A 21,916-nucleotide genomic window follows, 5' to 3' on the forward strand; every position below is an offset into this window, starting at 1 on the left:
CCCGGGTTATTCTTTTTTAAGAGGTAATGATTCGGGCTACTGGCATACATTTTACGCACTACCAGTGTTTATTAGTACGGCCATGATGCTCACCTTTCCCTGGATTTGTTTATTACTTGGATTTTTTCTGTTATCGGGAATTTTGTTAACAAAATCTTCCCATCGCTTTGGCGTGCCTAGCCTTCTTCTATATCTGGCTTTGGGCGTGTTTATCGGGAATGGTGGTCCTTTCGATTTTGTGTATGATTTCCCGGAGTTTACCCTTTCTTATAGCAACGTCGCCCTAGCTCTGATTCTCTTTATTGGAGGATTAGAAACGGATTTCAAGCACATTAAACCGATTCTGGGCCGAGGGTTGGCCCTGTCAACCGTTGGTGTTATGTTGACCGCGGGCCTGATTGCGGTTTTTCTGCATACCCTTTTCGGAATTCGATATCTCGAGGGCTTACTCGTGGGTTCGGTCTTGTCTTCAACGGATGCAGCGGCAGTCTTTTCCATTCTGGATTCGAAAGGACTGCGTTTGAAAGAACACATTTCGGAAACCCTTGAATTAGAATCGGGTACGAATGACCCCATGGCTTTCTTTCTTACCACGGCCTTTACCAGTCTGTTAAGCGATTCGGATACCAGCATTGTTTACTGGATTGAAATGTTCTTCAAAGAAATGGCCGTAGGCTTAATCATGGGTGGAATGATTGGCTGGATCGCGAGTGTTATGCTCCAGCGAATCCGACTGAATACCCGTGGAATGTACCCCGTATTCATTCTGGCCGTTATCCTGATGGGAGTTGGTGGAATTACGATTCTACACGGGAACGTATTACTGGGCATGTACGTAACAGGAATGGTCCTGAGCAGTTACCGCGAAAAATGGCTGGGCCGGAAAGAAACGTATCTCTTTTTTGAAAGTATCTCCTGGCTCATGGAAATTAGTCTGTTCGTAATTTTGGGTTTGCAGGTTTTTCCAAGAAACATGCTGGATTTTCTGCCCCAGGCTCTGATTATCACTGGATTCCTGGTCTTAATAGCCCGACCCATAAGTGTGTTTGTAACGCTCACGCCTTTTCGGGCTAGCTTGCAGAAAAAGATCTTCGTTAGTTGGGTAGGCCTTCGCGGAGCTACACCCATTGTGTTTAGCCTCATCCCGCTCATCTCCCGCGTCCGGGTAGCGGATGTAATCTTCAACACCGTTTTTGCGGTCGTCATTATCTCAGTGCTATTGCAGGGAACCACGCTGGGCTGGCTGGCTAATCGGCTGAAACTAAATGAAAGTCAGGCAGATGCTAGCCGATTGTAAGGCATATGTACGTTAGCGGATGAAAAGTGCATCCTTAGATTTCCCTAGGTGCAATCAGCGAAGAGGATTCTAAATCTGGCTATTACTTATATAAAATCGTACGCTCTTTTAAAAGCTATCTAAAATTTAGAACCTTAATTCAAGCCTTTGCTAGGGCTGACAGGCTTGGGAGAACGGAAGGTGGAACCTGCCTTAGGGTAGGAACGAAATGGAATCTCGCACCCGTGGGTAGTAGGCGTGTTTCTTCACCTGACCTCTCGAACGAAGAGCGAGACCATTCTGAAGAATGGGGCGAGGCTGGCTTAGTCAAGTTAACGCATGACCTAATCAGCTCGAAAAAGAGCATAAGGTTCTTCGCTTTGCTCTGAATGACAGATCCTGAAGATCAAGTAATGATGTATCCTTTTAGGTATTAGATAATTATCAACCGTGTCCCCGGATAAAATCCGGGGGCACTCTTTATTAGTTTTATTAGAGACTTATTTTAGGTAACAATTTAATAATTGAACGTAATGTTAGGGTAATATTTCAGGTCCTTTGCTTCCCTAATTTCGTGGCTTCATTTTGACCTTCTCCTCTGATTTCTCAATTGAAGTCTATGAAAGGTTATTTCATTACCGTATGAACTTTGCTGCCAGAGTACTTCTAATGCACTACTAAATCATCTTATTTTCTATTAGAACCACTACTAAATCATCTTATTTTCTATTAGAACAATCGCTTCTCCGCAATCCGAGAGGCTAATTCTATGGTCCTTTAAAACCAATTCAATCAGGATGGATCGCTCTTTATCGACTAAAACGAAAAGCATTTGGGCTGTGAGTCTGATTTCGGAGGCAGATCGTCTGATGAATCTGGCTTTAGGTCAAAACTCCGGTTGGTAATGGGCGAAGATTGGTACGTTTGTAGTTCTAAACCCTACGCATTGGCGGCTGATGATCGCAGTTGATGCGTTTTTTGAATTTCTTATATGAAAAAAGTACTCGTTCTTTTATGGTGGGGAATGACTTTGATTCCCGGTGCTTTCGCACAAAAAACGTCAACGCTGACGGTTGCTTCCTATAACTTGCGTTATAATACGCCCAACGACGGCGTGAATGCCTGGCCCAATCGGAAAGAAAATGTAAAAGCTCAGGTTCGTTACCATGATTTTGACATTTTCGGAACGCAGGAAGTCTTAATCGGTCAGTTGAAGGATTTATTGGAAATGAAAGAATACGCCTACTTCGGTGCTGGTCGCGATGATGGAAAGGAAGGCGGCGAGCATTCGGCTGTTTTCTACAAAAAAGATCGTTTTAAAGTACTTGATTCGGGTAATTTCTGGCTAAGCGAAACGCCCGAAAAACCTGGTAAAGGCTGGGACGCTACCTGTTGTAACCGCATTTGCTCCTGGGTGAAGTTGCAGGATGTACAGTCAAGAAAGCAGTTTTACTTTTTTAATGTACATTTCGATCACGAGGGCGTAGTCGCTCGTCGGGAATCAGGCAAACTGATGGTGAAGAAGATTAAAGAAATAACGAAAGGAGCTCCCACCTTTCTGACGGGAGATTTCAATTCAACGCCCGACACCGAGCAAATCAAGGAAATTCAAACCTTGTTGAATGACTCCCGCAGTGTAACAGAAATGGCCCCCTACGGCCCTGAAGGCACGTTCAACGCTTTTAAATTTGATGCTCCGCTGAAAACCCGTATCGACTATATTTTCACAAGCAAAGGAATTAAAGTGCTGAAATACGGCGTATTGGTAGATGCGAAAGACCAGAGATATTTCTCCGATCACCAACCCGTAGTCATTAAAGCAGTTTTATAAAAGGAGAGCATAGACTAAAAAAAGCCGCGACTGACAATCAGTCGTGGCTTTTTTTAGTCTATGCTCTTGTAGTTAGTTATAATCTATGGTTCAGTTGTAAAACGTAGACTATCAACTGAAAACTGACCGCCGTTGCGGCGGCCCCAAACGATCAACTACTTATTTCTTCTTCTGATCTTTCGCCCAGGAGTCTTTCAAACCTACGGTGCGGTTGAAAATCAGACGTTCAGACGAAGAATCCGAATCAAGGCAGAAATAGCCTTTTCTCAGGAACTGATACGTACCCGTTGCTTCTTTCAGACTGGGCTCGGCAAAGGCATGTACAATTTCCAGCGAATTAGGATTCAGGTGATCTTTGAAATCGCCTTCGGCTTCGCTCAAATCTTCGACCTGGAACAGACGATCGTAGAGACGAACTTCCACAGGAAGGGCCGTTGCTGCGTTCACCCAGTGAATCGTTCCCTGAACTTTCAGTCCAGAGGTATCCGATCCTGATTTACTTTCGGGAACGTACGTACAATGCAGTTCGGTTACTTTGCCTTCGCTGTCTTTAATTACGTCGTTACATTCAATGATGTACGCTCCTTTCAGACGAACGCGATTACCAGGAGCCAGGCGGAAGAATTTCTTCGGAGGATTTTCCATGAAATCTTCGCGTTCCACCAGAATTTCGCGGGAGAATGTTACATTTCGGCTGCCTTCTTCGGGTTGTTCCGGGTTGTTCTCAATCGAAAGCTCTTCGGTTTGTCCTTCGGGATAGTTGGTAATAACGACCTTGATTGGATCAGGATCGAGTACTACCATGACGCGAGTGGCAATCTTGTTCAGGTGTTCGCGAACACAGAATTCCAGTAAACCTACGTCAATCAGGTTATCGCGTTTGGCCACCGCCGATCCGCTCGCAGAAATCGCGAATGGCTTCGGGAGTATAGCCGCGACGACGCACACCTGAAAGCGTTGGCATCCGGGGATCGTCCCATCCCGCTACGTGCCCTTCTTCCACCAGTTGTTTCAGCTTCCGCTTACTCATCACGGTATAAGTCAGATTCAGGCGGGCAAATTCGTACTGATGCGAAGGGAAAATATCCAGCTTATCAATGAACCAGTCGTAGAGCGGACGGTGCGGAATAAATTCCAGCGTACAGATCGAATGCGTGATTTGCTCAATTGAGTCGGACTGACCGTGAGCGAAATCATACATGGGATAAATACACCACTGATCGCCCGTGCGATGGTGATGAGCGTGTTTGATTCGATAAATAACCGGATCCCGGAAGTGCATGTTGGGCGAAGCCATGTCAATTTTGGCTCTCAATACGCGACTACCGTCGGGATATTTTCCGGCTTTCATGCCTTCAAATAATGCCAGGTTTTCTTCTATCGAACGAGTACGGAAGGGGCTATCCTGGCCGGGTTCCGTAGGAGTACCTTTCTGGCTGGCAATGGCTTCAGCCGTCGAATCATCTACATAAGCTAGGCCCTGCTGGATCAATTTTTTTGCGAATTCATACAACTGAGCAAAGTAGTCAGAAGCGTATAATTCGGCGGCCCATTCAAAACCCAGCCAGCGAACGTCAGCCTTGATCGAATCCACGTATTCGGTATCTTCCGTAATCGGGTTCGTATCATCAAAGCGTAGGTTGGTCTGTCCACCATATTTTTGGGCTAAACCAAAATTCAGGCAAATGCTTTTTGCATGGCCCAGGTGCAGATATCCATTCGGCTCGGGTGGAAATCGGGTTAACAGGCGTCCTCCGGTTTTACCTTCTCGGAGGTCGTTTTCAACAATTTCTTCTAGGAAATTTAAGGACTTAACTTCTTTTGTATCTTCCGTCATACGCGGTGCGGCTCGTTAGGAAAGGCGAAATTAAGCACCTTCCCGAAATTAAATATGAATTACATCATCATATCCTGTGATTTTAGTGAAATGATGATAATTTTTTAATCGTATATCTTTGTTATACTAACGAAAAAAGTATTCTTTTCGGCCATTAATCTTCAAACTACCATGAAAAATATCCTCGTTGCAACCGATTTTACTGAAAATTCTCGTCCGGCTTTAGAAACAGCCGTTTATTTGGCCTCCAGACAGTCCGCTACTATACACCTCCTGCATACGTACCTGCCGGTTTATCCCATGACGGAGACCTTAACGGGCCCGCCGCTAACGGTAGAGTGGGAGGAAACTTACCGAAATTCTGCCCAAGAGCAAATTGATAAATTAACAGAAGAATTAAAAGCCAGAAACGTAATCGTGACGGCGTATCTGGAATTAGGACCTTTGACGCCCGTTGTTAAGGAATTTACCGAAGATAAGGGTGTTGATCTGGTCATTATGGGTCGCACGGAGTCCAGCGAATCGGGTGGTTGGTTTTCTGACTTGTTTGGCAACTCTTCAACGCAGCTTTTCGATGAAATTGGCGTTCCTTTATTGGTCGTCCCCGGTGAAGTAACGCACTATGGGTTCAAAAGAATCGCCTACGCCACCCAGCTTGAATTTGAAGAGACGCAAAGTCTGGCGAAAACCTATCAATGGGCTAATGCCTTGGGAGCGACGGTTCAACTCATTAACGTACAGTCGGACCACGAACCCAATGTGAACTCGGATGACGAGATGCTGGCGAATATTCAGGCTCAGTTCCCTGAACACCATATTACCTTGCTTCAGCGTAAAACCAGTTCGATTCAGGAGGGAATTCTGGAACTAGTGAAGGATACCGAAGCTGATTTATTAGTGATGAGTACACATCACCGTAATTTGTTTACGCAACTGGTAAACCCCAGCAAAACGAAAAAATTACTGCTCCACAGTCCGGTACCGGTGCTCATTTTTCCTTTACCGGATCTTGATTAGTAACTACATGATTCATAAAAAAACCGGAGATCACTCTCCGGTTTTTTTATGATTAGCGGACGATAATCACCCGGCCTGACGTCTTCGTATTAGGATCGAGGAAGGGGTAACTCTGCCCTTGTTCCTGAATCTTTAATTTATAAATGTACGTCCCAATTGGTAGACGACTGCCCCGCTGGTCAGTGCCATCCCAGTAATAATCGTTTTGTCCGATCTGAAGCTTCTGATTTTCATTGGAAATGATCCGTAGCAATTGTCCCTGAAGGTTATAAATCTCAATGGCCATCGCATCGGGAACGCTTGTTCCGGTCAGGTTTAGACTGAAGCGGGTGTAATACGTCAGCGGATTCGGACTTACCACCAATTGCTGAATTCCCGTTTCGTTTTTAACGACAAACGTGATGTTATACGGGGTTGAACCGGCCAGGTTACCCGTTGCATCCGAACCATTCACCTGGAAATAATACGTGCCTTCGGGTAAATTCTTAGGCTGATAGGTAGCCCGGAAATCATTTTCGGATACCATTTGCCAGCTAACGTTGGGATTTTGAAACGAAATCCGTTGCAGGGCAGTGGTGTCAGGGAAGCGACGTTGCAGATACATGTCAATGCCTGAAGTATCCTTTCTGAGGACGTATTTATTTTCGTCTTTTAACCGAATAGCAATGGTTGGATTTGCCGAAACGAAAGACCCATTCGGAATGGTTTTTCCATCAAAGGTAACTTCCAGAATCGGAGCCGAGCGGTCGGGCTGGACGTGGGCGATCAGGGTAATCAGGTTATTCGTATAGCTTACTTCCGGTAAAACTTGTGGGTTCACGGTTACGGCAATGCGGTTTTCTCCAGTGGCCAGATTAGCATAGGCAATGCTAAGTGGAATAGTCTTGGCCGAATTGACTTTATACTGTCTGGTCTGGTTCAGGCCGGAAGTGGCATTCGTAACTACTTCTGTGACTGTCAGCGAATCAGCAAATAGCTGCGTACTGGCCAGGTCAAAGCTCAGGTTTTGCGTGTAGGGGGCTCCTTCCGTAAGGTAAGTTGTTGTATTGGGTACATACGCCGACTGCCCCTTCAAGTGGAGGGCTCCTTCGGGTACTTCCTGATACGATACTAACCACCGATTGAGCTGCGGAGCCGTTGGGCCGCTGATCTTTTCACGCAGTCGCAGGTAAGGATATTTTTTAGCATCAACACCATTTTTAATATCGGTCAGACTAGAAGTCAGGTTGGCGTAAAGCAGCGTTTCATTTCCCTGGTTATCCACGCCATACACATCTAATGATGATTTCTGCTGAGCATTCCGGGTTACCTGCTGACGAATAGCACCCCATTGATTTGCCGGGCCAATGAGGGCCGAACTCAGCGTTGCCGCCGTTGCCGTTCCGGTGAAACTCCAGCGGTTATTCTGAAGCACGGCGAAATCCGTAAGTACGTTATCAAACTGGGTTGCATTACTCTGAGCCCAGCCGCCCGTACTCCCTTTAATGTAAGTAAACGAAGCGGTAGACCATTGATTATTATTGCTCAAAGCCTGATCGGCACTCCGAACCCGCCAGAAATAAACCGTGCTGTCGGTAGCTAATAAAGACACCTTCCAGCCTTCGGTATTACTAATGGGTAAAGTCGTCGTTTTCTTGAACGAGCTGGTAAATGCTGCGGAAGTGTCCAGTTCGAATATAATCTGAGGCGTACCGCTGATAGTAGCGACTGGCGTGTATTCGGCTACGAGTCGAGCGGTAGGCGTGTTATTTTCCTGAGTACCTATAATGGCAAAGTCATGAGGTAACAAAGGCCGGGCTAGTGAGCCGGGAAGGACTACATTCAGACTGGCTTTATTGTTCTGTTTTGAAATTTCGTCGAGTTGATTGTTCGCGTCAATAACTACATCGAAACGGGTGTTCCCACCCGCATGGGCTTGGTTGTTAACCGTAAAATAAATCGTATCCTGATAGGCAATAGGGGCGTATTGCTTTGTCCCCAGATCAATTTCACGACCATTGGAAAGTGTTCTTTTCAGGTTTACCGAAAAAGGTTTCTTTACATTTTTACCCAGATTGCTAATGACAATACCTACCCGGAAAGAGTCGGCTGGGATGGTTAGTGCTTTCTTGTCCAGGCCCTGAACAAAAAGCGTTTGGGACTTGATGGCATAATCCAGCTTGGAAGCCGGATACAAAACGATAGCTGGGTCTCCCTGAAGGGTAAATTGTTCGGCGTGAGCAACGTGGTAAAAATCGCTATTGTTTGCCAGAAAGCGTTTCACGGCCTGTTGCTGAATGTAGCCGAAAGGTTTGGCAAACGTGGTGCTGTCTGAGAACAAACCATTGTAAATCTGGTCCGCATATTCTTTCAGAACAAAAGGATAACCAATGTCAGTTAACGCTAAAAATAGAATCGCTCCTTTATTAGGGGTGTTTACCCAGTCTGTCCCAAAGGTTTTAGAATTCTGGAAGTAAAAGTTACCAGAGGCACAACCATTCATAAAGATGAGCGGATATTTCCCGTTATTACGATACCCTAACTGCTCATTTGAGGCCATGCCAATCTCAATGTCCGAAACCGTAGGGCTGGAATGTCCGAAGAAAGTAATCATCGATAAACCACTATTAACCTGTTCCTGAATGTTCAAAAACTCAACAGGTTCATCGGTTTTCTTGCCCATTAATTCTACCCGGGTGCCTAAAAGCTTATTCTGTGCGGTTTGCTGTAACTGATTTAAGTTGTTTCGAAAAGAAAGCAATTCATACGAACTACGTCCGCCGCTCAAGTGTAAAATGTTTTTTTGCCACAAGTCGGTCATGGGTTTGGACTCATGCTCCTTGACTTTAGCCAGATAGTCTAAAACAGTTTGTGGACTGTTGGTTTGAAGTCTTCCAATGGGGATAGCGGGCTCGTAAATTCCTTTGCCATTTAATCCCATAGTCATGGTAATATCGGAGCCAGGCCAGCCTGAACTAGGAACCATGTCAATCTGATTCCGATTAGGACTAAATCTTAACCCTTGCGGATCGGTAGATTGGCCGATTAGGAAAACAGACTGGGGATTTCCTTTTCTGAGCATAAAATCCAGAAAACGCCGAATGGCCAGCGGACTCGTTTCTCCGTAATTGAACTGATCGTATAACTGAAAAATGGAAACCGTTAAGGTATCGTATTTTCCACCCGCTTCGGAGGCTCTGTAACGGGCATACGCCCGAACCGCATCTGACTCACTACCCGCAGGTTTTTGTAAAGCCGGATGCGTAATGATTAAATAGTTGTGTGATTTGGGATTGATGTTTCGGAAAGAGGTTCGCGAAATAAGAGGTACAGATTTAAACTCCCGCGTAATCAGAACTTTTCGAGCCGCTTGAGTTCCTCTGACAATAACCTGAAAATCAGTATCTGAAGGTAAGCCGCCAATTCGGCGAACTTCATTTTTATCCGTAATGTCGTAGGCAAGGAGCGAAGCATTGTTACTGCCGGGAATTGAAAGATAAGAGCGACCGGCTGATTGAGGAATCAACTGGAATGTCTTAGAACCCAAGCCATTCATGCGAGTGAGCTGCGGATAAGTTACTCGGGCGTAGGTAGCTGAATACGCATCCCGAGAGCCGTTATTAACCCCTTTGGAAACCGTTTTTAAGACTAATGTCTGGTTACTGATGTCTGAAAACTCAAGTGGGAAACTGAATTTTTTTGTATAATAATATTCAAAAAAACCTTCTCCGAGCGTTCGGGAAGCGGAGCCTGCTGAAAAAACAAGTCGGTGATTATCAGGTAATCGCCCCGTCATTAGCCATTCTACTCGGGGTTTTGTTGCCGCAGAGGTAGCCAGATCGGTAATGGTAAAGTTTTCCTGCCATTCTTCGTTTATAGACCTTACGGGACCTGTCCAGCCTTCTCCGTAATCATAATGGCTGAAAAGCATGGCTCCTGCCAGCGTTCCTACGGGGCGGGCAAAACCAACGGGATAGTCAGACGTATAAAGTTTCAGAATCTCTTCCAGATGATATGCTTCGGGAGTTAAAGAGGAATAATCCGTATCCCGGTAAGAATCCATTCGTTTCCCGGCTTTTCCAGTGGTAGAGTAGGTTAGAAAATAAGCCGTCGAATCGGAATAAAGACTAAAGTAAGGATGAGGCTGAGCACTATTGGGAATGTATAATAATGAGTCGGGAGCTCCATCATTTCCTTCGGCATAAAACTCGATATAGTCGGAGGCATCGAGTTTTCGGTCTTGTTCGCCTTCTACAAAAATCGACTGTTCTTTTCCTCGCCAGTACAACTGGATCATGCGGGGATCAATGCCCGTATTGAATCCGGCCTTCTGTAATTCAGCAGAGGTAATTCGATACACCCCTTTTTGAGCAATTGGAATTCTGAAATAGGATTGCTCATAATTGATCCATTCATTCCCGAAAGTCTGAGCCGATGCCAGAAACGGGGAAAACAGGCCGATTAGGATGAATAGTAAATAAATCTTCTGGGTGGGGATGGATAGTTTTTCCAAAGGCTTTAATGGATTGAATTTTTTAGGTAAAAGGGCACAAATGGATGATAGGGCAAATATAAAAAATATATAGCGTTGAACTTTTCTCCAGTAGATAGGTAAAGCTGCAAAATGCCCGAGAACGAAGAGAAGTAGAAAAAAAGTGGAAGGAGCCATTAAGCGAATATCCAGAGGATCAAAAGGAGAAAATGCCCGTAGGATAATTAATGTAACGCCTAATACCAGAGCTACCACTAAGTACCAATAAGTAAGTTGAATGGAATGGGGATTGGCTTTTTCAGGAGTGGATACTCTAATTTTTAAAAGCTTATAGATGATATACCCCTGAATAAAAAAACCTAGTAAACCTATAAAATCAACAGAATAAAAGTTATCCCAATCTCGAATAAGTAACAACTCATTCGCTAAAGAACTTAAAACCATTAATGTCCATTCAGGCCAGGGTTCAACGGCAATAAAACGAGTACCGCCCCAAATATGATTACTGAGTTTTTCACTAATAAAAAAATATCCGCCGAAACTTAAGATTAACAATAACCCTAAAATTAAGAACTGAAACATTAATTTTTTTTTATTAGTAAAGTACGCAAGTAAAGCAGCTATAAAAATTAATCCTGCTGAAATACCTCCAATGTATTTGGTAAAGAACATACCAAATCCAGTTATGAAAATCCAAAAGAATAGACGAAAATTCATTTGGTTATGGAAGGCATGCCAGATTCCATGAGTAAAAGAAAGTGTAAAAGCGAATAATAAGGATTCTGACCAACTGAAAGCTAATACTTTAATGAAAGCAAGCAGCGATAAGGCCAGGATAGGAGCTTTGTCTGCCCAGGTTTTATTTAATTCATACAATACCCAAATAATGACGATCAGGTTGACAAGTTTTGAAGCCCATATGCCATTTAGTCCGAGATATAACCCAATTAGAATGAATGATGGATAACCAAGAGGCCAAATGGAATTGTATACAATTTTGCCACTTTCTAATACAATCGTTGGCCCCAACCCTGCTTTAAACCTCTCCGCAGTCTGGATGTAATAATGAGAGTCATTTACCAGGCAATAATCACTAGACATTAGTATCCTTACTAGTGATAATGCCGTGACTGATATAAAAAGAAGCAAGAGCTTACGTTGACTGGTTAATAACATATTAGTTGCTTAAGGTTTAGAATATAAATAGGGGGTAGTAATAAAATAGGTATCCTATACCATAAACTATTGTTGTACTTTGAAAATGGTTATAATTTATTAAACAAGGCTTCTATTTTAGATAAATTTTTAGGAAGCAGATTAGTAATAGTCGTTGTTAATAAAAACAAAGTAACCGGGATTTCTACTTTCTGCCAGAGATTAGAACGGACAGGGTTAGAGAGCCAGTCTAGCCCCGCAATTAGCCAAAGAAAGGTTGTAGGAGCCAGAAGACGATAGGATAGCATATCAAAGGCACTGAAGAAACGTAAATAAAAAATAATTGATAGGTAGAGTAACCCAGCCAGGAATAGGAGCTTGGGCCTGGATAAGGTAAATGAAATACCTAGTAATTCTTTTCTATAAATTTTAATAAGATAAACCATTAATGTAAGCTGAATGACTAATCCTATCCAGGCTAATGGGTCGGGTAAACTTACATCTCTTAACAAGATAAACTCATTGATTAGGCCTGGAATGATTAAGATAAGTACTTCTTTCCAGGGCTTAATTTCATCAATTCTATTGCCTCCCCAAACTAACTGACCTTTGTATTTATTAAGTAAAAAATATGCATAGTAGCCTACGAAAAGTAAAATTGAATTTAAGAAGGTCCATTTGGCTCTTTTAAAATCTCTTTTCCAAAAGTAGTAGACCGATAAAGTTCCTGTAAAGATTCCCATGAAAAGCCCAATGTATCTGATCAGGAAAGAAGCATAAGCTACTATGAAAAATTTTATTCGGTTAAATAAAAATACGTTGTTATCGTTTTTAAGGTAATCATGCAATGTATAAATACTAACAGTAAGAACAACAATGTAGGGAGTTTCAGACCACGAATAAGCAGCCATTTTACATAAATATCCTACGGGTAATGCAAAAACGAATGCTCTTCTAGGGTGTTTTTTATAGAAGAATAATATCATTAGTAATAAAAAGATGATATTGACTACTTTAGACGCCCATAAGACAGATATAGGAAGAATGGAATAAATGACTAATATGCAAGTTGAGTAACCGATAGGCCATAAAGAGTTCCAGATCGATTTGTATTGATAGCCATTTCCTTCTGCCATAGAAACAGCAGATTCTAAATACCCGTAAGAATCTGGAGTTCTTCCATAGTCAGGCATAATGAAAACGGTTCCTATAACTAAAATTGTGTAAAATATACTCAGTAATAGTAGTTTATAGTTGTTTATTAATTTTAGCATAAAAATCTTATTAAGTTAGGCGAAGTTAATTATGACTTAGTTAATGATTGCCTTTACAAAAATGTACTTTGAATACACCATGCGATGCTAGACTGCAATTCCTATGCTTGGTCTTGTCTAAGCTTGGCAACTTATCCTATACTATCTTTCCTCCTAAAAGCTATACTGTTCTGAATGGAAGATTAGTACCAATTCATGATTATAAGACGCTGAGTAACAGATAAGATAAAGTAAGGAAGGGGCATAACACCCCTTCAAAAATACTTCCCTGTTTTTGACATTTGATAGTAGCCTAAAAAAATATTTTACCAACTACCTTGCATTGCAAAGTACCTGCTATTACTTTTGTCTCAGAAACCGGATTAGGATTCTGGCTTTGATGAAATCCTTAGTACTGAGGTCATCGAACCCGAACCTGTTTAAACAATACGCGAAATGAACCTGGAAAATGCTCAAGTGCAAATGCGGAAGGGAATCCTTGAATTCTGCATTCTGCATATCATCTCGCGGGGAGAGGTTTATGCCTCAAACATGCTGGAGGAACTAACAGCGGCAAAAATCATGGTCGTTGAAGGGACGCTTTATCCACTGCTCACCCGACTGAAAAACTCAGGGCTGTTGGATTACAAGTGGGTAGAGTCCTCGTCGGGCCCCCCACGAAAATATTATATTCTGACGGATAGTGGCCGCGAATTCTTGGTACAACTTCAGACCACCTGGGAGGAGCTCCAAACGTCAGTAAATCAAATTGTTACAAACGAATCGAAGGGCGAATAGTGGAAGAGAATGCAGCGATAACCCCACTTCTCTTCTCGGATTCTACCATTCCATCATGCTAACATTCATTCGTTGAACCAATGAAAAAGACTATATCCATCACCATTGCAGGAGTTGTTTTCCACATTGAGGAAGACGGCTACGACCGTCTGCAAGGCTACCTGGAGTCCATTAAACGCTATTTTTCTGCGTACGAAGGCAGTGCCGAGATCATTGAAGATATCGAAGCCCGTATTGCGGAGAAATTTTATGACAAGGTCAAAAAAGAAGAAAAACAGGCCATTACCTCCGAAGACGTCGATCAGTTGATTCAGTCTATGGGAACCGTAGCTGACTTTGAGGCCATCGAAGAAGAAGAAGATTTTGGTGCTTCGAAATCAGCGTATACGCAGACCAGTGCAGAAAATCAGCAAACGTACGCCCACGCAGAGGCTGGTTCAACCTTTACGAGTGCACAGCAGGCGTTCCCACCAGCTCAGAAACGGCTGTATCGGGATACCAAGCGTAAAGTGTTAGGTGGCGTTTGTGCGGGCATCGCCCATTACCTTAACTTCGACCCGTTGTGGGTTCGGCTGGCAACTTTATTCCTGTTCATTGGACTGCCTATTTTTGGTGGATGGTCTCATACGGGAGACTTCTTTGGTCCTCTGAGCGGTATTGTCTTCATTGTTTATATTGCCTGCTGGGTTTCATTTCCCGGGAATGCGAATCTGGAAGAAGACGAAAAATTGCGTAAACTCTACCGCGATCCCGAGCGAAAAGCTCTGGGCGGCGTTGCTGCCGGGGTAGCCGCGTATACAGGCTGGGATTTAGCAATCATTCGCTTTGTTTGGGTCATTAGCATACTGTTTTTCGGCACGGGTCTGATTCTGTATTTAGTCTTGTGGATCATTACTCCAACGGCAAAAACGCTGACGGATCGTATGAAAATGCAGGGCGAACCCATTACGCTGAATAACATCGAAACCAATATTAAGCGGACTCTGAATGTTGAAAATCAGACGGTTGAAAGTACGGTTACGAAAGTGCTATTGTTTCCCTTTCGGGCATTAGCTGCGATTTTCGAAGGTCTGGGACCATTCTTTCGTTTCCTGCTGGTATTAGCACGTATCGTCGTGGGCCTTATTCTGCTGGGTTGCGGGATGGCCTGTGTGATTTGCCTGCTGATTGCCCTAGGTGCCGCCATTGGATTGTCAGGGTGGGAAGATGTCCCCATAAAGGTAGGTATGCCCATTAAATTCATTCGGGATGCCTCCCCCTGGATGTTCGTGTTAACATTTCTGGCGGCGGTGGTGCCTGCTTTGGCGATGGGCCTGGCTGGTTTATCACTCTTAACGAAACAGAATTATTTTAAACCGCTGGTTTGGCAGACTTTACTGGGTTTATTCCTGGTTGGCTCCATCGGTTCAGGAATTATGATTCCACAATACATTTCTAATTTCGCCCGTCGGGGAGTCGTAGAGAAAACACGATTTATTGATGGGGACAAAACACCAGTTTTTGATATTGATGAACAGGTTGACGACGAGTTTGATGACTTGTACAGCTCACAGGTAACCTTAGAAGGGTACGAAGGCACGGAAATTAAGTTAGTAGAAGAATTTTCAAGCCGAGGTCGTACCACCAAAGAAGCCCGAGAGCGAGCAGCTCAGTTAATGCATCAGATCACGCAGAAGGATTCTCTGGTAACCATTGCAAAAAATTTTGAGGCTCCTGATGACATTCCTTTCCGTAAACCTGAATTGAACATAAAGGTGTTCATTCCCTATGAGAAAGAATTCAGCATGACAGAGTCTTTTGCGAGATACGTAACGAATCGGTTCCCGAATGAGATGTTTAATGAGAATATGTTTGCCGGATCAATCTGGAAGTATACTCGCGACGGTGAATTGATCTGCCTGAATCGTTCGGTGCCTCAGGAGGAAGATACGTATATGAATGATGATGACAGTGACCACTCTTACGAGTCGAGCATTGGCCGAGGTGTACCGCAGGAGTATAACCTGGAAGGCTTTACAAATCTGGACATTTCGGGCGGGTATGCTGTGGAAGTCAAACGCGGATCGGCTTTCAAGGTAACGGTCTACGCTGAGAATGAACGTAAGCTGGATGATGTAAGCGTGAAAGTTTCGGGTAATACACTGGTTATCAAACGCAAAAATATACTAGGGTTTAGCTTTAAAAGCAGCCGGGAGAGCATTCGCATCGAAATGCCAGCGTTGGAAGAGGTTGAGTTTGTGGGAGCAATATCAGCAACGGTGAAAGGTTTCGATCAGGTGAAAAAAATCGAACTGGCCGGAGCTTCCAAGTCTACTTTCTCTGGCTTGAATGCTGAACAAGTGGATGTAAATGTGCACGGAGCCGCCCGCCTGACTTTATTAGGGTCAGCCCAGCAGTTGAAAGCCGATATTTCCGGAGCGTCACGTTTGGAGGCCTTTGCTCTTAAAGCCAATGATGTGCAAGTGGATGCGTCAGGAGCTTCCAAAGCTCACGTAACCGCGAATACGAACCTGAACGCTACAGCTTCAGGAGCTAGCCAGATTAACTACAAAGGCAACGCGAAAGTGGAAGAAAGCCATTCGGGTGGCAGTTCCATAAATCACGAAGAAGAAATGCAGGAATAATAAAAAGTAAAGTAACCGTCAAAAAGAAAAACCCTGCCAAGGCTCCAAAAGCTAAGGCAGGGTTTTTTCGTTATTATAGGTATTGATTTGAATAAAGTCTTGGGGACTAGGAGCTCAAAACCTAAACCCCAAACTCAAAACATTAACCTATGAAAATCTTCTCTGTCGATCAGATCCGCCGTTGGGATTCTTATACCATTGAACACGAGCCTATTACTTCCATTGATCTCATGGAACGAGCCGCTCTTGCTTTTACCGAATGGTTGCTCCGCACGGGTATGGTGGAAACGCATCATGACATTTCAATTGTTTGCGGACTGGGTAATAACGGTGGCGACGGTCTCGCTATCGCCCGATTACTGAAGCAGGCTGGATATCTGCCTAAGGTATCTATCGTTAAACACACCGACCGAAGTTCTGAGGACTTTGAAGTCAATTTGGGCCGTTACGAACATTTGGATACGGTGCATTGGGTGAGCCAGAGCGACGAGTTACATTTCTCACCCAGTGGCGTAATCATTGATGCCTTAATGGGCTCAGGTCTGAGCCGCGGATTGACAGGTTTACTGGCAGAAGTAGTTCAGAAAATAAATAACAGCGGGGCAGAAATTATCTCAGTGGATATTGCCTCTGGTTTATTTGCCAATCAGGCCAATGCCGAAGAAGATGTCATTATTAAACCTACTTACACCGTAAGCTTTCAGGCCCCCAAACTGGCTTTTCTTCAGCCCAAAAATGTGCAGTACGTAGGCAAATGGCAAACGGTAGATATTGGTTTACATGCGGTCTATGCAGAACAAACCCCTACCAACTGGTTCTTTACCAATGCTTTAGCCTTGCCTCAATTACCCGAACGGAGTGGGTTCGCAAATAAGGGAAACTTTGGTCATGCTTTATTGATTGCAGGAAGTTTAGGTAAAATCGGAGCCGCTGTACTAGCCTCCCGTTCCTGCCTGCGGAGTGGCGTGGGTCTGCTCACCGTTCAGGTACCTCGGTGCGGGTATGACATTATGCAAACCTCCGTACCGGAAGCGATGTGTATGGTTGATGAGGACAGGGAAGAAATAACAACTAGCCAGGATTGGTCGAAATATTCGGCCATTGGGATTGGTCCAGGTCTGGGGAAATCAGAGAAAACCAAAGCTTTTATGCGTCATTTTCTTTCCAAAACTCAGAAAATCCCCTGTGTAATTGATGCGGATGCTTTGAACATACTGTCAGAAGAGCGGGATTTATTGAATCTATTACCCGAAAAAACCGTCCTTACTCCTCATCCTAAAGAGTTTGAACGCTTACTCGGTAAGCCCTGGAAAAACGATTACGAAAAACTGGAGTTACTGCGGGAGTTCTGCGAAAAACATCAGGTAACAGTAGTATTAAAAGGGCAGCATACCGTGGTAGCAACGCCTGATGGCCAGTTTCATTTTAATTCAACGGGCAATCCTGGCATGGCCACGGGTGGCACGGGTGACGTTCTGACTGGCGTTATTACCGCTTTGCTGGCTCAGCAACTAGAACCCAAGGAAGCTGCCATACTAGGCGTTTATCGCCACGGCGAAGCAGGGGACCGGGCAGCGGCAAAATATGGCTTTGTAGCTCTAAAGGCCGGAGATGTTGCCGAATCACTTCGCTGGTAATGTTCTGATCAATAGGTAATTAGGCCTTAGTAATACTTTTCCAATATTAAATTTTACTTTCAATGTTATCAAATTGTTAATTTTTGATGAAATTATGGTTAAGTTCGAATATCAATCCGGGTTAACCTAAGTTTCGCGATGAAGACAATTTTCTATACAGCCTTATGCCTTTTTGCTTTAGCCTCGTGCACCACTAGCAAAGTTCGTGTAGAGACTACCCTCGATGAGCGGGTTTCATTAGCCTATAATCGGACCTATTCTATTCTGAAAAGTTCTGGACTACAGGGTTTTGATGAAGAAAATCAGCAGATCATTGTGGATGAAATCGAGCGACAAATGCGTGCTCGAGGATATACCTATCAGGAAGAAAAAGGAGATTTATCCGTACTCTTTTCGGTGTATTCAGACGCATTCCGACTTAAACAAACGGACCCGGCTTACTCGGCCAGCAAATTGAAAAAAGGTACCTTATTAATTCACTTGGTAGACGAAACCCTGAACCGTTCGGTTTGGATGGGGTATGCTTCCGGGCTTTTTGAAAAAACGCAGGCAATACCTGAAAGTCAGGTTCGTTCGGCCACCCGTCGCATCATGGACCAATATCCCGCTTTGGCGTATGGATACGTGCCCATGAAAATGGCTCAACAGTAACATTTGTTTGAAGTTTGATTTTGTTTGAAAGTTTGAATAAAGCGAGCTGGGTTTTACCTGGCTCGCTTTTCGTTTTCAATCCTCATTGGGAATGGCGTCTAGTTTGAATCGAAGACCAACAGGAGATTTTTAGTTAACTCATCTATAAACAAAAATTCGCCGAACCCAGAGGGTTCGGCGAATCCGTTATTGGTCTTTCTTCCCATTTGAAAACCATATTTTGAACGTTACTAATGTGCATGAATAGCAACGTGAATAGGCATTCCAATTTTCTGGTGCTTTTAGCTGTCCCAGAAATATCTTATGCAATAATACATACAATATTGAATCATACAAAGAAATATTTGAATTTTTTTGCGTAATTTTTTTCAATGTTCGAATCAATTAAAGTGGTAAGGAGCTCGAACTGAGATTAATGGATACTTTTGAAGACTTGTTCGCCCTTTATGCTTGCTACTTTACTTAGTACACTTCTTCATTTTCAGTCAGTTAGCACTTCGTTACCTGATTCCAGTTATGTTATTGTTCAGGAAATCAAGTTTACGGGTAATCGCCGGACCAAAGAATTCATTATTAGAAGAGAGTTGGATTTTCGGGAAGGTGATACGTTAGCTACCGCGACCTTAATGGATCGGCTGGAGCGAAATCGGCGAAAAGTCTTTAATACCAATCTCTTCGTTACCGCTGAAACGAAAGTTAATGTTCACCAAAGCCCTGATTCTACCACCCTTGCTCAGATTGAATTCGACTTACGCGAGCAATGGTATATTCTTGGTTTTCCGGTGTTTCAATTAGCGGATCGGAATTTCAATGAATGGTGGACCGAGCGAAACCGCGACTTAAGCCGAACGATTTACGGCGTTAACCTGCGGCATTATAACGTTCGGGGTAGGGCAGAGCAACTGAAAATTAATCTTGAATTTGGCTTTGCTCAGTATTACGACCTGTCGTATTACATTCCTTATATTGATAAAAAGCAGAAAATTGGCGTGACGCTGGGCGTTTCTTACAACACCACAAAGAACTTACCTTATCGAACCAATCACGATAAGCTGGTGTATTTGCGAAGCGATGAACTATTGAGGGATCGTTTTTATACCAACATCATCTTCCGGCGTCGAAACCATTACTACGATTTTCAGACGCTGGAATTGCGTTATGCCTCAAACGTGGTTGCGGATACCATTGCGGCTTTAAATCCTAATTATTTTCTGGAAAGCCGAACGCGGCAAAAGTACTTTCTGGCTTCCTATGGCTATACCTATGATTTTCGGGACAAGGCCCAGTATCCGCTCAGAGGTTTTGTATTCGGAGCCTTACTCAATCGGTATGGGCTGTTACCAGGCGATGATATCAACCTGACGGATCTGACGGTAGGCTTTGCCCGGTATAAGCCGCTGGGTGGGAAATGGTATTACGGAGCCGTAGTCGAAGGAAAAACGTCCTATCCGCAGTTGCAACCTTACTTACAGACGAGAGGCTTGGGTTATCTCAGCGATCTGGTGAGGGGATACGAGTTATTTACCATAGATGGCCAGCATTATTTTTACCTGAAAAACACGTTTCGGTATCAGTTGCTCGATAAAAAGATTTTCCTGAAACCACTTCGAAAAATCCGGCAGTTTAATACCATTCCACTGGAAATTTACCCCAATGCCTTCATCGATGCGGGACAGTCCTGGAATCAGTACCGAGGCTATTATAACAGCCGTTTTGCGAACAAATTTCTTCTGGGTTATGGCGTAGGCGTCGATTTTGTAACCTGGTATAATGGCGTTCTCAGAATCCACTATGCTTTTACTAAAGATGGCGTAGGCGGTTTTCGATTTAACTTAGCCAGAGAGTTTTAGAAAACAAAAAAGCCGGGTGGATGCCCGGCTTTTTTGGTAAACTGTAGTACAGAAGAATATTACTTATCCCACCAAACAGGTGTAGCATCCGTATCTGGACCTTGACGGGAAATAACTGCGTTATAATTATCTGAGTTCAAATCACGCTCAGTCGTAGGGTATGCCTGACGTAAAGGAATCTGTTTGGTCGCATTAACTGCTCCGGGTGCAGGCTTGAGGAAGTTAGGATATCCTGTTCTACGCCATTCTGACCAAGCTTCGTAACCTTGCATGTAAAGGGCCACCCATTTTTGGGTACCAATCAGTTCCAGAGCCTTATCATCTGAATAAGCAACGTTAGCATTAGTAATATAAGCCGTGTATGTCGCGTCTGAATATACTCCCCATTGATCCATAGAAGCCTTAATAGCGGCTTCGTACAGAGTTTTGGCATTGCCCGTAATCCAGCCTAATTTAACCGCTTCCGCCTGGCTGAACAGCACCTGCGAGTAGGTCATAACATTGGCCGGGGCAGAAATGACTGTACGTAATGAAGCAGCTGGTAATGAAACGTCTGCAGCTTTTACACCAGGGTTTGTGATACCGTAAGGCATCCCAACGTAGTCTTGTTTACTAGTCGATTTGTCAGCAAATGCTGGTAAACGAGGATCGGAAAGTGGCTTGATGTAGTTAATCAAAGGTGCACTGACCGCAAAATCCAAACGACCTGAAGTCACAAAACTGGAAAACCAGGGGTTAGGGTACGTATCGTTGTAATTGTAACGAACGTTGTCAGAATTAGAAGCCAGTGGGCCATCTTGCATAGCAGCTACAAACTCAGATTCACCTTTGGTTGGATCAACTTTTGACAAGCGTAAAGCCAAAATCATTCGTAAAGAGGCTGCGAATTTCTTCCAGCGAGTAGCGTTTCCACTTAAAATGATATCTCCTTTTACCGCTGTTCCGCCGTCGAATTGAGCTGCTGCTTCTTTCAACTCTTTGAACAAATCCGTATAAATATCTTTCTGAGCATCAAAAGAAGGCGTGAAATCCTGACTGCCTTTTAATGCTTCTGAATACGGAATGTCACCAAAGCGGTCGGTGAGTACGGAAAAGAAGTAAGCACGAATAATTCGGGCTACAGCAATCTGGTTGGCATTAGAACCATTGGTCGTTACACCAGATTTAGTGGCATCATCTGAGTTTACCTTGATGATGTAATTGAGAGCAACTAATGGACCGGTATAAAACCCATTATAGTTGAACGAAGTACCTTGATAACGAGAGTTTTGCGTATAAGTAATTTCAGACCAATGCTGAGCATATAGAATGGGCTGGGCATCACTTGCTGTAACTGCTGCACCAAAATTAACTTCTGCTCCTGAAAGTAATGCGGCAGTACTGGCGACCGAAGCTCGGTTAGGATCTACGTTCATGTTGCCAAAATCGCTACAGGACGAAACAAGAGCCATTAAGCCTAATAGACCAACAATGGGTTTCTTGAATGCTATTTTTTTCATATTATTTTTTATGTCTA

General features: G+C 43.7%; 11 protein-coding genes and 1 pseudogene. 8 read left to right on the forward strand and 4 right to left on the reverse strand.

All coding sequences use genetic code 11. The annotated features are described in order from the left end of the window. Positions 1–82: 82 nt before the first annotated feature. A complete protein-coding gene (locus QE357_RS06000) occupies positions 83–1,297 on the forward strand; it encodes a potassium/proton antiporter (RefSeq protein WP_106636279.1) in 1,215 nt (404 codons plus the stop codon). Between the two features lie 970 nt (positions 1,298–2,267). After that, a complete protein-coding gene (locus QE357_RS06005; RefSeq protein ID WP_309706407.1) occupies positions 2,268–3,107 on the forward strand; it encodes an endonuclease/exonuclease/phosphatase family protein in 840 nt (279 codons plus the stop codon). A 159-nt stretch (positions 3,108–3,266) separates the two neighbouring features. Here the strand turns inward: QE357_RS06005 and QE357_RS06010 are convergent. Then, positions 3,267–4,944, reverse strand: a pseudogene (locus QE357_RS06010) (glutamine--tRNA ligase/YqeY domain fusion protein). A gap of 171 nt (positions 4,945–5,115) precedes the next feature. On the opposite strand from QE357_RS06010, the gene QE357_RS06015 reads away from it, so the two are divergent. After that, the gene (locus tag QE357_RS06015; RefSeq protein WP_106636282.1) at positions 5,116–5,961 is read left to right on the forward strand and encodes a universal stress protein; all 846 of its coding nucleotides are present in this window, start codon (positions 5,116–5,118) and stop codon (positions 5,959–5,961) included. A 52-nt stretch (positions 5,962–6,013) separates the two neighbouring features. Here the strand turns inward: QE357_RS06015 and QE357_RS06020 are convergent, their stop codons facing one another. Both QE357_RS06020 and QE357_RS06025 read right to left on the reverse strand, forming a co-directional pair. Next, positions 6,014–11,014 carry a C25 family cysteine peptidase gene (locus tag QE357_RS06020; protein ID WP_309706408.1) on the reverse strand — a complete coding sequence of 1,667 codons (5,001 nt, stop codon included), beginning with the start codon at positions 11,012–11,014 and terminating at the stop codon, positions 6,014–6,016. 683 nt (positions 11,015–11,697) lie between these two features. Beyond that, complete coding sequence (locus QE357_RS06025; protein WP_309706409.1) at positions 11,698–12,861, reverse strand: hypothetical protein; 1,164 nt, start codon at positions 12,859–12,861, stop codon at positions 11,698–11,700. A 435-nt stretch (positions 12,862–13,296) separates the two neighbouring features. On the opposite strand from QE357_RS06025, the gene QE357_RS06030 reads away from it, so the two are divergent. The 5 genes from QE357_RS06030 (at position 13,297) to QE357_RS06050 (ending at position 20,400) form a co-directional block, all read left to right on the forward strand. After that, the gene (locus tag QE357_RS06030; RefSeq protein ID WP_106636286.1) at positions 13,297–13,638 is read left to right on the forward strand and encodes a PadR family transcriptional regulator; all 342 of its coding nucleotides are present in this window, start codon (positions 13,297–13,299) and stop codon (positions 13,636–13,638) included. Between the two features lie 80 nt (positions 13,639–13,718). After that, the gene (locus QE357_RS06035; protein ID WP_309706410.1) at positions 13,719–16,262 is read left to right on the forward strand and encodes a PspC domain-containing protein; all 2,544 of its coding nucleotides are present in this window, start codon (positions 13,719–13,721) and stop codon (positions 16,260–16,262) included. 149 nt (positions 16,263–16,411) lie between these two features. Continuing rightward, positions 16,412–17,899 carry an NAD(P)H-hydrate dehydratase gene (locus QE357_RS06040; RefSeq protein WP_106636288.1) on the forward strand — a complete coding sequence of 496 codons (1,488 nt, stop codon included), beginning with the start codon at positions 16,412–16,414 and terminating at the stop codon, positions 17,897–17,899. Positions 17,900–18,037: 138 nt separating this feature from the next. Further along, the gene (locus QE357_RS06045) at positions 18,038–18,550 is read left to right on the forward strand and encodes a DUF4136 domain-containing protein (protein ID WP_307142377.1); all 513 of its coding nucleotides are present in this window, start codon (positions 18,038–18,040) and stop codon (positions 18,548–18,550) included. Between the two features lie 446 nt (positions 18,551–18,996). Beyond that, a complete protein-coding gene (locus tag QE357_RS06050; protein ID WP_309706411.1) occupies positions 18,997–20,400 on the forward strand; it encodes a BamA/TamA family outer membrane protein in 1,404 nt (467 codons plus the stop codon). Between the two features lie 59 nt (positions 20,401–20,459). Here QE357_RS06050 and QE357_RS06055 read toward each other — a convergent pair whose 3' ends face one another. Next, the gene (locus QE357_RS06055) at positions 20,460–21,899 is read right to left on the reverse strand and encodes a SusD/RagB family nutrient-binding outer membrane lipoprotein (RefSeq protein WP_309706412.1); all 1,440 of its coding nucleotides are present in this window, start codon (positions 21,897–21,899) and stop codon (positions 20,460–20,462) included. Positions 21,900–21,916 lie beyond the last annotated feature (17 nt).

Origin of the sequence: Siphonobacter sp. SORGH_AS_0500 (genome assembly GCF_031453245.1) — a bacterium.
Taxonomy (GTDB): Bacteria; Bacteroidota; Bacteroidia; order Cytophagales; family Spirosomataceae; genus Siphonobacter.

What these genes read in the sequence shown, in the direction of transcription:
- QE357_RS06045 (WP_307142377.1), top strand. Translation starts at nt 18,038, where the DNA reads ATGAAGACAATTTTCTATACAGCCTTATGCCTTTTTGCTTTAGCCTCG.
- QE357_RS06055 (WP_309706412.1), bottom strand. Translation starts at nt 21,899, where the DNA reads ATGAAAAAAATAGCATTCAAGAAACCCATTGTTGGTCTATTAGGCTTA.
- QE357_RS06015 (WP_106636282.1), top strand. Translation starts at nt 5,116, where the DNA reads ATGAAAAATATCCTCGTTGCAACCGATTTTACTGAAAATTCTCGTCCG.
- QE357_RS06025 (WP_309706409.1), bottom strand. Translation starts at nt 12,861, where the DNA reads ATGCTAAAATTAATAAACAACTATAAACTACTATTACTGAGTATATTT.
- QE357_RS06000 (WP_106636279.1), top strand. Translation starts at nt 83, where the DNA reads ATGATGCTCACCTTTCCCTGGATTTGTTTATTACTTGGATTTTTTCTG.
- QE357_RS06050 (WP_309706411.1), top strand. Translation starts at nt 18,997, where the DNA reads ATGCTTGCTACTTTACTTAGTACACTTCTTCATTTTCAGTCAGTTAGC.
- QE357_RS06005 (WP_309706407.1), top strand. Translation starts at nt 2,268, where the DNA reads ATGAAAAAAGTACTCGTTCTTTTATGGTGGGGAATGACTTTGATTCCC.
- QE357_RS06020 (WP_309706408.1), bottom strand. Translation starts at nt 11,014, where the DNA reads ATGTTTCAGTTCTTAATTTTAGGGTTATTGTTAATCTTAAGTTTCGGC.
- QE357_RS06030 (WP_106636286.1), top strand. Translation starts at nt 13,297, where the DNA reads ATGAACCTGGAAAATGCTCAAGTGCAAATGCGGAAGGGAATCCTTGAA.
- QE357_RS06040 (WP_106636288.1), top strand. Translation starts at nt 16,412, where the DNA reads ATGAAAATCTTCTCTGTCGATCAGATCCGCCGTTGGGATTCTTATACC.
- QE357_RS06035 (WP_309706410.1), top strand. Translation starts at nt 13,719, where the DNA reads ATGAAAAAGACTATATCCATCACCATTGCAGGAGTTGTTTTCCACATT.